We start from the raw sequence: 10,384 nt of genomic DNA, 5'->3' as shown, positions 1-10,384 counted from the left end.
ACACCTATTAGTTCATAAGGGATTTTCCTGATAAAATATGGCCACAAGGTGAAATCAAATAAATGACCAATAGCCTAATTAAGACTTGCCCATGGACCTTTCAAAACTTCGTCTTACCTCTTCTGCTATTAAATGCTTTAAGGCATCCCTAAGTAAGCTCCATCCAGTGAAATGTTTGTTTGGCAATCCGGATATCCAAGTTCTTGAATTAGGAATACAGCTTAAGATTTAACTTTTTAGTGTCCAAAATATTGACTCAAATCCAGTTACCCCTTAAAAAAGGTTGATTGATTTAGTGTTAACAATCCAACATTGATCCTCCATGATCGTGTCATTCCGCCGCAGCCGTTAATTTTTTTTCTTATTCGTCAGATCATCGATATTCTTATCCCCTTCATCCTTGATATCGTCATAAACCTGATTTCCACTATTAGTGACTTCGTCATACAAACGCCTCCCGGTATTACGAGCATAATCCCATGCGAAATTCTTACGATCAGTAATCTGTTTCCAGACCTCACCGTGAGGGATAGCATTTCCATATTTAATTTCTAGATACTTAAGGGCTGCTAGCAGATTATAATATTCTTTGTTCACTAGAATTTGCATATCTGTTTCTGTATTATTAATAGCTCCCTGCTTCTGTTCTTTTTGTGTATTTGCCTGTCCTTCTCCTTTTTCTTTCCACATCGTCCACTCGCCTTGTAATTTGGCATACGCATTATTGAGATAATTCTTTAGTGATTCGTCATTATCTACAGAAGTGAACTCTCCACCACCAGATGCAGCAACTTGTCGAAGCAATTTCTGTCCTTCGTTATCCACATTAAAGCCAATAATATTTACAACTGTTTTCACTTTGGATTGGTTGAGTTCTTTGGCAATCTGCACTGGATTACCTCCACATGTTTCAATTCCATCACTAACTACATATACGACCGAATCGGTTGTCTCCGGATTAATATCTTGTTTTACAGATTTCAGAGCATTAGCAATTGGCGTCCATCCGGCTGGTTTTATATCTTGAAGTACCGTTTTTATTTGATTTGTCTGCTCACCTTGACCATGAAAGATTTCTTCTGTACTGTTACAGGATACTTTTTTATCTTTATGACTTCCTGTTCCTTTATGTCCATAAACCCGCAAAGATACCTCTGCATTTTTTGGTAATTTATCTAAGAAGATTTGAATAGCTTCTTTGGCAGAGTCCATTTTTGATTTGCCATTGATCTGCGCTTTCATGCTGCCACTGGCATCAAGTAGGATCGAAATGTGTAACTTCTTACTTGTGGGTAATGTGATTTTACCATTAGGTCGCTCATTATTCACTTTAACTTCTGTTTCAAAATTATTGAAAGTGGTCACATAAGGTCGATAATCTTCAGCTAATAGGAGGAGGAGTTCTTCCTTATATTGATCAGCTGTCAAATCACTTGATAATTGATCCAGAGCTTCCTGAACCTTCTGTTCATCATAGTTAGAACCAGCATAACGTCCTGGAGGTTTCATTAATATTTGTTCATCTGTTAAGGAAGTCTGATGTTTACTTTGATCTGAATCTGATGGGTCCTGAATGTTTGAAATATTCTTTTCCGGTTCATTACTTTGATTTGAATGTGATGGATTCTGAGTTTTTGAAGTATTCTTTTCCGGTTCATTACTACAACCAGCAAGGAATAAGGCTAACGTTACCAATATTAAGATAGACCTTCGAATCATCAACTCGCCTCCGATTAATAATCTTCTTATATAATCAAATTATTATCTACCAAGCCAAAGTTCATTTGATAACCACGGCTTCTGAGAATATACATGTTAATCAGGCTGATACGAGCAGACTAAATTTGCYGATTTCCATTCGTATTGAAGCTTCAATTCGTTTCCTCTGCGGTTGACGACCATAATGAATGGCTCCGCTTTGGGCTCGTGCAATATAACCCGAATATCGTTTCCTTCTTTCTCGTATTCCCCGAACCATATTTGGGTAAAATTTCCCGTTGTTTCATGAACGGATAAAGGTTCCCTATCGGTAGTAGGATTTTCAAAAAATTTCATCCCGGAAAAGCAAGCTGTCGATTGGGAACCGGCGACAAGTTTCCAGTCCCCCTCTAGTTTCAACTCTGCGGTTTCCGTTTTTTTTGCATCATTGCAACCAACCAGCAAGGAAACGGCAAATAGTACAGCAATCGTTCCTACAACTGTACTTTTCATAAATAACCCTCCACCCTTCACTGCATATTAATCTCATTGAGCAATGAAGTAATTATTATGAAAACCTCTATATTGGAAATATGGTGCAGTGTATTGTTGGCGTAACTTTTATGAGCGATTATGGTATTGCATAACCCGATATAAACGACCACACCCTCGCGCCGAAACGCGTTGGGGCAACATAAGTTTGTGATATCACAGCTTTCCTATAAATACAACTACGTCTTTACATGCATGGGGTATTTTTCCTTAGGCCCTTCTACTCTTTCAAATAATTTGGCATGCTGTTCCTCTAGGTGTCGATGCGCCCACTCATAATTGAGCAAGTTCGGCAAGAATACTTGGTAAATCTTGCTCTTCATCAAAACCTGACGAAAAAAGATCTACCTAGGATGGCAGTATCCAAAATTCTTTGAAAAAGGATTCCGTAGCAACTGAAAGAAAGAAGGGTTTTTCAAAATCGTTTTGTGGATCAAGGATCATTACACTAATAGCCAACTGTTATTCAACTCCGAAGACCGCACTGAAAGCTACTGTTTTGATTTAACGGTATTGTCTCGATCAATAACGCCTAAAAGTTATTCTTTGATTTCATTATTGAGCCACTGTCTACCTTCTTCTCCTTTAAGAATTATAGGGTGTTCTGGAGTACCTATATTAACACTTTTAATGAAAGCCTCCTCTAGTCCTCGAATCCCCCCTAACTTAGCCCCCTTTAGTAATACCCCTTCAAACGTAGATAATCTTACATCAGCATTCAGTAATGACGCTTCACGAAAATCTGCCTCATCAAAAAGACCACCTACTAAATTTGCGTTTGATAAATCAGCTTTAACAAAAACTGTCTCAATGCATTCACTATCAGCAAATCTTGAGGCTTTAATATTTGCATTTGTAAAATCTACATATGAAACGTTAGACTTACAAAAATCTGAACCTTCTAAATTAGCGAATTTAAAAGTTGATGAACATAATAAAGATGAAGACATATCTTTAAGATTTAAGTTCATACCATCAAAAAGACAAGCTGTAAGGTATGCTTGATCTAACGGATATTTTGATAAATCTAAATTTCGGAAGTCTATTTCATCTAAGCCGAGTTTTTCACCTTTCTTACCAATGGTCTCTATCCAAAGGCGGTGTGATTCAAGTTGAACAATAATTTCCTCAACATTTAATATTGTCATGCCCTGCATACCCTCCTAAACTATGGATACCAAATAATTCTATCAGCTATTCCTGCTTCTTTTATTGCCTCTTTTAACTGATCAATATGTTCAGGAATTAGTTTTCTCGTATCCACTATTACATTGTAGTTTTTATCAAGTTCCTTATTAATCCCTTTCATTCCATTATTTACTGTAAAGGCTCCCTTTTTCGGTGATGTATGCCCATTTGGATAAGATTGAAAGCTTTTAACATCCCATTTTACACCATTAGTTGTGTCAATAAATTCTGCTCCACCATCAGCCTGAGGATCTCGAATTATTCTACCTAGTTTGCCCTGTTTCTCCAATTCCAAGCCTATCTCTCTTTCTTTCACACCCTGATCTCTAATTTTACCTCCATGTGAAGGATCACCTGCTAAATCATCCAATTCCTTTTGATTTCTACCACCAGTATACTCCATTCCCTCATCAGCTTTATCCTTATTCGGCGTATCGTCATCCGGCTTCTTGGGATCGTCCGGATGCTTGCCAGGGCTTTCGCCGTCACTTTTCGGAGGTTTCGGTTTAATCGGAACGTCGACATCCGGCTTCTGGGACCCAAGCTTATCCAAAAGCTTGCGCACATAGCGGTGCCCTTTCTTCCCAACCCATCTTAGTGCACTGCCGAACGGGATTCGGCTTAGTACAATGCCGAGAGCGACGGAAAACGCATTTTCGGGAGTCAGCAGCTTCTTCGGATCGCGGATATAACCGGCAGTCTCATGTCCGCTCCCGGCGATTCCCGCCCCCGTCATCGCGATGCCAAAAGCCGGCCAGAATCCGACGAACAGCAATGACAAGGCAAGGGCACCAAGCACTATCACCCCTTGTTCATACCAATCCAACCCATCCCACCAATTTTGCAGCGAATCGAACATGCAGGCGAAACATGCCGTTTCCCCACCGCCCGCATGAGCCCCGATGCCTGCGAACAGACCGGCCACAAGCAGAATCATCGCGAGTCCGGTTAGCACCTGGTAAAGAGCCTTTACCCGAGCCTGGACAGGCTCCTGTCTACCGGCGGCTTCTTCATTTCCATAAAGTAAATGATATCCAAGCTCCCTGCGCTCCCTGTAAAAGCCTAGCCAATATATGAATTTCCCCCGGTCCAGACAAAAAGAGCGGATCATATTCCACAGCTCGGTAAACGGATTAAGAAGCGGCTCGTTCGGCAGCAACGGAAGGCAGTTCCGTATTTTGTTCAGCGACCAGTAATCGGCAATGAGCGATGCGGCCAGCATCAGCAGGAAGGCCGGCTGAGTTTTATAACCGCTGCCGGTCCACTCATGAAGCCGGAACACCCAACCCGGCAGCTTGTGTTGGCCGTTATAAGCCGCGTGATCCAAGATGGACCACAGCAAAAGGATTGCCGGGAACAGAAAAACCCATTTCGTCAGTCTTGTTCGCAGCCGATAAGCAATTCCGCACGCAAGTGTGATCATGGCTGTATGTACGGGATGACCGACGGTCATTAGCGTCGGGAACAGACTTTCTTCGAAACGCCCGGGAAACAGTGAGAATATATCCCAATGGATCGTTTCGCCGCCCAGCATTGTAAAGCTATAGCCAAACTTTTTCTCAAGAATGCCGGAACTTAGCCACCTTCGGGAAAGCTCCTCCATCAGTTGGAAGCCGACACCGGTTGCCGCCCCGATGAGCGTGAAATCGCTTAAACTCAAGGCGGAAGCTCGACGTGAGAAAAACAGAAATATACCTAGAGGAAGGAGCTTCCACAATTCTTCGAAAATTGGCGTGATAACGGCAATGGACCAAGTGTCGGAAGTTTTTCCGCCGAAAAACGCATGGAGAGCATTGACCGTAAGCGTCGTGAACGGTACGACAAGGAAAACACCTAACAGAACGAACAGAACAACTTGCTTCCACGGCATCGTTTTGCTTCGGCACAGAAACCAAAATTGCAGCAGCACATAAAACGACCACAAATATTGAATCATCATGGTACGCGATTCTTTAACGAAAAACAAGCTCAACACAAACGCAAGCAAAGACAGCCAGGAAAAAATCGAATACGCCGTTTTAATAAACGGATATTTCGCAATCCATGATTGGCAAGTTCGATAGATGGCCTCAAGGAAATCCCGAATTCCGGTTCGAATGGACCAGAGCGTATTCACTACGGTCGCCTCCTTTGTAAGCCGACCTCGTGCGAACGGGACGTCTCCCTTGACGACGGTCCGGCCATGAGTAAATAAATGAATTCATGAAAACGATGGTCACCGATCGATCGGAGGTTTATAGAGTAATACCCGCAACAAGTACTTACCCTATTTCTCGCGGGATACTAGTAATATAGACATTTTTATAAAATGTGGAAAAGGCGCTGGTCGCAAATCTGGGTATTTTTGCACGAAGCCCAGAAAAGGTAAAATCGCTGCTATTGAAAGGAGAAAAATGCCGATTGCCGCATTAAGGAGAAAGCATTCTTCAAATCGCCTTCAAAATAATGGGGCCGCGAAAATAAATAAAAATAACGTGCCCATTGCAAGTATAAATCCAATCAGACTTGTAATCACAAGCCATCTTTCCCTTCAAATAATTTGGTAGATGGTCGTACAACATCATTTCAATCAGTTTGCATAGGATTTGACATGAAAAATCTCCTTCTTTCCTCACCTCTTATTTATTTGATTAACCTATATTTTTATATTCGAAATTACTAAAAAGATACCTCTAAATTGAGTTTTATTAACAAACCTGTTCTTTATCTTAATAAAATGTTTTAAAAGCATCTAAATTTGCACATACATTTATTCAACTAAATGAATCGTCTACACTTATCTGGACAGAAGTTTTAAGGGCAGATACACTTAACTCACTACGATAAGGGTGCACTCAAAATGACCAAGCGAAAACGCCGTACGTTCACTTCTGAATTTAAACAACAGATCATTGAACACTACCAAAACGGAACAAAGATAAATACTCGGTATCAGCAATGTGTGGCGTCCTGGAGCTTTCACGTAGCACCTAATACTACGAAGCAAATGCCATTTTAGAAATTTTTGATAAAAACCGTAAGGCGTACGGAACACGTAAGATTAAGGTTGAATAAAAGAAAAGAGGCATTACGGTCTCCAGAAGGCGAATTGGCCGTATCATGAAAGAACAGGGGCTTATTTTTCTCTTTTATAGTTGCTCAGTCTAAACCGCAAAAGACCTCATGCAACGAATCAGGCTAGGCTAACGAATTAAATCGGGAATTTCTACAAGAAGAAGAGAAAAAATAGTGGTCAGTGATTTAACATTTGTCAAAATCAAAAATAAATGGCATTACATGATAAACAAAAAAGGGTCCGCATTTCTCTACATAATGAATGCTGACCCTAGTTTTTTAAAGAAGATCCTCTGAATGAGAGTCCTTCTTTAAAGCATTTTATTGATTCTTCTCATAAAGTCTTCCATAACGGTGGATAATTTCCCCTTAGATTCCTTCATCGAGCTTCCTTGAACACCGAAATAAAATTTAATTTTAGGTTCTGTTCCGGAAGGTCGTAAACATACCCATGTGCCATCATCAAGAAAGTATTTTAATACGTTGGATTTTGGGAGCTTGATGGCCTCTTCCCTATTTGACGCAAACATGTATTTTTTCCTGCTGAGATAATCCTCTTGAACCACTACTTGATGACCAGAGATTTGCTCTGGTGGATTTTCACGGAATTCATTGAGGATCGCTTGAATTTGTCTGGCACCTTCAATTCCTTTTAAAGTTAACGATCGTAAATCCTCCAAGTAATAGCCATATTTCTCAAAAACATGCAGTAAACCTTCGTACATCGTTTTGCCTTRCTTTTTGTAATAGGCACAAACTTCCACTGCCAGAATAGTCGCCTGTATGGCATCCTTATCTCGAGCAAAGTCTTTGATTAGATATCCATAGCTTTCTTCATAGCCAAACAGGAAAGAGTGTTCTCCACTTGTGTGGTATTCATTGATTTTTTCAGCAATGAATTTAAATCCAGTTAAAACATCTACGGCTTTTAAACCATTTTGCTCAGAAATCGCCCTTCCTATTTCTGAAGTCACGATGGTCTTTAATACGACTCCATTTTCAGGAAGAGTCCCTTTCTTTTGTTTTTGTGAAATTAAATAATCCAAAAAGAGAGCGCCTGTTTGGTTGCCTGTTAATACGACATAATCTCCAGCATTATTTTTTACGCTAATTCCGAGTCTATCCGCATCCGGATCGGTGGCAATCAATAAATCAGCGTCGACGCGGTTTCCAAGCGCAATGGCCAATTCAAAAGCAGCATGTTCCTCTGGATTAGGCACTTTAACAGTAGGAAAGTTAGCATCGGGCATTTCCTGTTCTTTAACAATATGGACATTTCGATATCCTAGATCATGCAAAGCACGTTTTACTGATTTATTCGCTGTACCATGAAGCGGTGTAAACACGAGCTTTACATCCATTTCATCTGCTAACTTTGGATTTTCCGGAATAGTGAGCAAATGCTCATTATAAGCAATATCCAGCTCCTCCCCGATGATTTGAATGAGTCCTCTGTCCTTTAGGATTTCTTCTTCCTCAACTACAATGGAAAGCTCACTTTCAATCGCGTTCACGTAATTAATGACTTGATCCGCCGCTTCAGGAGGTAGCTGTGCCCCGTCTGATCCGTACACTTTATACCCATTATATTCAGGCGGATTATGGCTTGCTGTAATGACGATACCGGCAAATGCACCCAGCTTACGTACGGAAAAAGAGAGCTGTGGGGTAGGCCGTAATTCATCAAATAAATAAGCTTTAATTCCCTTTGTTGCCAAAGTCCTGGCTGCTTCCAATGCAAATTCGGGAGACTTATGTCTTGAATCGTAAGCAATTACGACTCCTCTGGATTTTGCCTCGTTTCCAAACAATTGAATATACTCAGCAAGTCCTACAGACGCTTTTCGCACGGTATAAATGTTCATCCTATTAGTACCTGGACCAATTTCCCCTCGCATACCACCCGTTCCGAATTCCAAATTTTTATAAAAGGCGTCTTCAATTACTATTTCATCATCCTTCATTTCTTCAAGCATTAAACGCATTTCATTATCTAAATTTCTGTAACTTGTCCAAATAGTATATAAAGACTTCCAGTCCATGAAAAAACAGCTCCTTCCAGCCTGTATATTTTTCTTTTCTCTTTGACCTTAGTACACATTGTAGGCGATCAATGAGTATGAAATCTAAAAGCCATCGTTCCTAAAGCACCCATTACGATATCATTTTTAGCTTTCTCAAGTAGTTCCTTATCCTGCAACGGAGTTGTAGAATCGCCAAATATCGTACCTTCCAAAGTAGGTTGATTCATTCATATTCCCAACCAGCACTTTGGAAAGAGCGTCATTTATTCTTCATTACTTCTTTGAAAGAAGAGCGAAAATACGGCTTGTTTCGAAAAAATTCAATTGCGAAATCTTGAATAATTACAAATTTCTTTTTTGATATCGGGATCGATATCTTTTGGCAGCTGATTGATTGGAAAGAATTGTACAGCACTTCCTTCATTACCATCAGGTTTCAAGGTTCCTTCGATAATTTCATTTGTTGTATAAAAAGCGTTAACAGAATAGAATTGATCTCCATTTGGTAAGTGAATAAAATAGTTTACGCCTGATAAAACTTTTAGAAATTGTAATCCACCAATCGTTAAACCTGTTTCTTCTTTTACTTCACGCAATGCTGTTTCCTCTAATGATTCTCCTAACTCCATAAGTCCCCCTGGTAATCCCCATACTTTTGTATCTGTTCGATATTGTAATAAAATCTGCCCAAGTGGATTAAATACTAATACTTTTGCCCCTGTTAAAATGACTGGCCTTTTTCCCACAAGCTTGCGTAAATCTTCAATATAGCCCATGTCATTCCCCTTTCTACCTAAATGATAACTATTGGGTATCCTGCTTGTTTTTTCGTAACTGTTTTTAAGTTTTCCTTACTTGATTTATTTTTTCTGTTCCTTTTTCGTTTTCGTTTTCGTTTTCTGTTCCTTTTCCTTTTTCGTTTTCTTTTCCGTGTTCTTTTTCGTTTTCTTTTCCGTGTTCTTTTTCGTTTTCTGTTCCGTTTTCTGTTCCTTTTTCGTTTTCTGTTCCTTTTTCGTTTTCTGTTCCTTTTCCTTTTTCGTTTTCTTTTCCGTTTTCTGTTCCTTTTCCGTCTTCGTTTCCGTTGTATTAACGAGAGAATATAATCTTTGTTGCTCAATAATTTGTTTATTGACATCAAATTTTTCTTCAATGACTTTCCGTGCTCTTTCCGTATAGGCGTTCCAAATCTCTGGATGATCTATAAAGAATTGTATGCCTTTCGCTAACTCAATATCATTTTTTTCTGGAGCTAGGTATCCTGTTCTCAGGTGTTCAATTAATTCAGGGATTCCCGCATGTTGAGTGGAAACGACAGGTAAACCGCTAGCCATTGCTTCTTTTAAGGCATTAGGAATGCCTTCGATATCACCAGTTTTAGCAGTCTGACTTGCAAGGCAAAAGATATGAGCTTTTTTCAATTCGTCCGAAACTTGTTTTGAATCCATAGCTCCTCTAAGAATCACAGCATCTTTAAGGTTAAATTCTGTAATGACCGATTTAATTTTATCCTCATCTTCACCTGCTCCAATAATATGCAGTCTAGCCCTTGGATATTGTGTATAAATCCGTATAAATGCTTTTATAAGAGTAATAAATCCTTTTTTGTCTACAAGTCTACCTACAGATAAAACTCTTATTTCGCCTTCTTTAGGTAGAGTGGGGGTAGAATAGGCGAAAAGATCCAATTCGATACCACCATATAACACATGAATTTTATCGTCCGGAATTCCTAAACTTCTTAATCCTTGTGCAAGATATTGGCAAACAGGAAAAAAGTGTGCACCCTGTTTAATTAATGATGAATATCGCTGAGCATTTTTTTCGAAAATTTCTGGTCTGTCAGAACCATCTGGTCTGTCAGAACCATC

8 protein-coding genes and 1 pseudogene are annotated in these 10,384 nt (G+C 39.7%); 1 reads left to right on the top strand and 8 read right to left on the bottom strand.

Annotation, left to right across the window (positions count from 1 at the left end; genetic code table 11):
* Window positions 1-348: 348 nt before the first annotated feature.
* The 4 genes from AC1DVK_RS25475 to AC1DVK_RS25460 form a co-directional block, all read right to left on the bottom strand.
* Window positions 349-1,719 (bottom strand): vWA domain-containing protein, encoded by a 1,371-nt coding sequence (locus AC1DVK_RS25475; protein ID WP_477627689.1) that lies wholly within the window; start codon window positions 1,717-1,719, stop codon window positions 349-351.
* 96 nt (window positions 1,720-1,815) lie between these two features.
* The gene (locus AC1DVK_RS25470) at window positions 1,816-2,211 is read right to left on the bottom strand and encodes a hypothetical protein (RefSeq protein ID WP_089364865.1); all 396 of its coding nucleotides are present in this window, start codon (window positions 2,209-2,211) and stop codon (window positions 1,816-1,818) included.
* Between the two features lie 578 nt (window positions 2,212-2,789).
* Window positions 2,790-3,398, bottom strand: coding sequence for a pentapeptide repeat-containing protein (locus AC1DVK_RS25465; RefSeq protein ID WP_477627688.1), 609 nt, complete (start codon window positions 3,396-3,398; stop codon window positions 2,790-2,792).
* A gap of 20 nt (window positions 3,399-3,418) precedes the next feature.
* Window positions 3,419-5,554 carry a PrsW family glutamic-type intramembrane protease gene (locus AC1DVK_RS25460; RefSeq protein WP_477627687.1) on the bottom strand — a complete coding sequence of 712 codons (2,136 nt, stop codon included), beginning with the start codon at window positions 5,552-5,554 and terminating at the stop codon, window positions 3,419-3,421.
* A 788-nt stretch (window positions 5,555-6,342) separates the two neighbouring features.
* Between AC1DVK_RS25460 and AC1DVK_RS25455 the strand changes: the two are divergent.
* A pseudogene (locus tag AC1DVK_RS25455) lies at window positions 6,343-6,717 on the top strand (IS3 family transposase); the annotation flags it as partial.
* 86 nt (window positions 6,718-6,803) lie between these two features.
* On the opposite strand, the gene AC1DVK_RS25450 reads toward AC1DVK_RS25455, so the two are convergent.
* The 4 genes from AC1DVK_RS25450 to AC1DVK_RS25435 all read right to left on the bottom strand — a co-directional run.
* Window positions 6,804-8,534, bottom strand: coding sequence for a phospho-sugar mutase (locus AC1DVK_RS25450; RefSeq protein ID WP_477627686.1), 1,731 nt, complete (start codon window positions 8,532-8,534; stop codon window positions 6,804-6,806).
* 68 nt (window positions 8,535-8,602) lie between these two features.
* Window positions 8,603-8,743: a hypothetical protein gene (locus tag AC1DVK_RS25445; RefSeq protein ID WP_289320316.1), complete on the bottom strand. Its 141-nt coding sequence runs from the start codon at window positions 8,741-8,743 to the stop codon at window positions 8,603-8,605.
* 93 nt (window positions 8,744-8,836) lie between these two features.
* Window positions 8,837-9,292 (bottom strand): NUDIX hydrolase, encoded by a 456-nt coding sequence (locus AC1DVK_RS25440; RefSeq protein WP_427088448.1) that lies wholly within the window; start codon window positions 9,290-9,292, stop codon window positions 8,837-8,839.
* Between the two features lie 84 nt (window positions 9,293-9,376).
* Window positions 9,377-10,384, bottom strand: a 1,008-nt coding sequence (locus AC1DVK_RS25435) for a glycosyltransferase (protein WP_477627685.1), incomplete at its 5' end; no start/stop codon positions are given.

The sequence above is a fragment of the Peribacillus sp. P4_B1 genome, from assembly GCF_056402395.1.
This window is presented reverse-complemented; position numbering and strand designations above follow the sequence as displayed.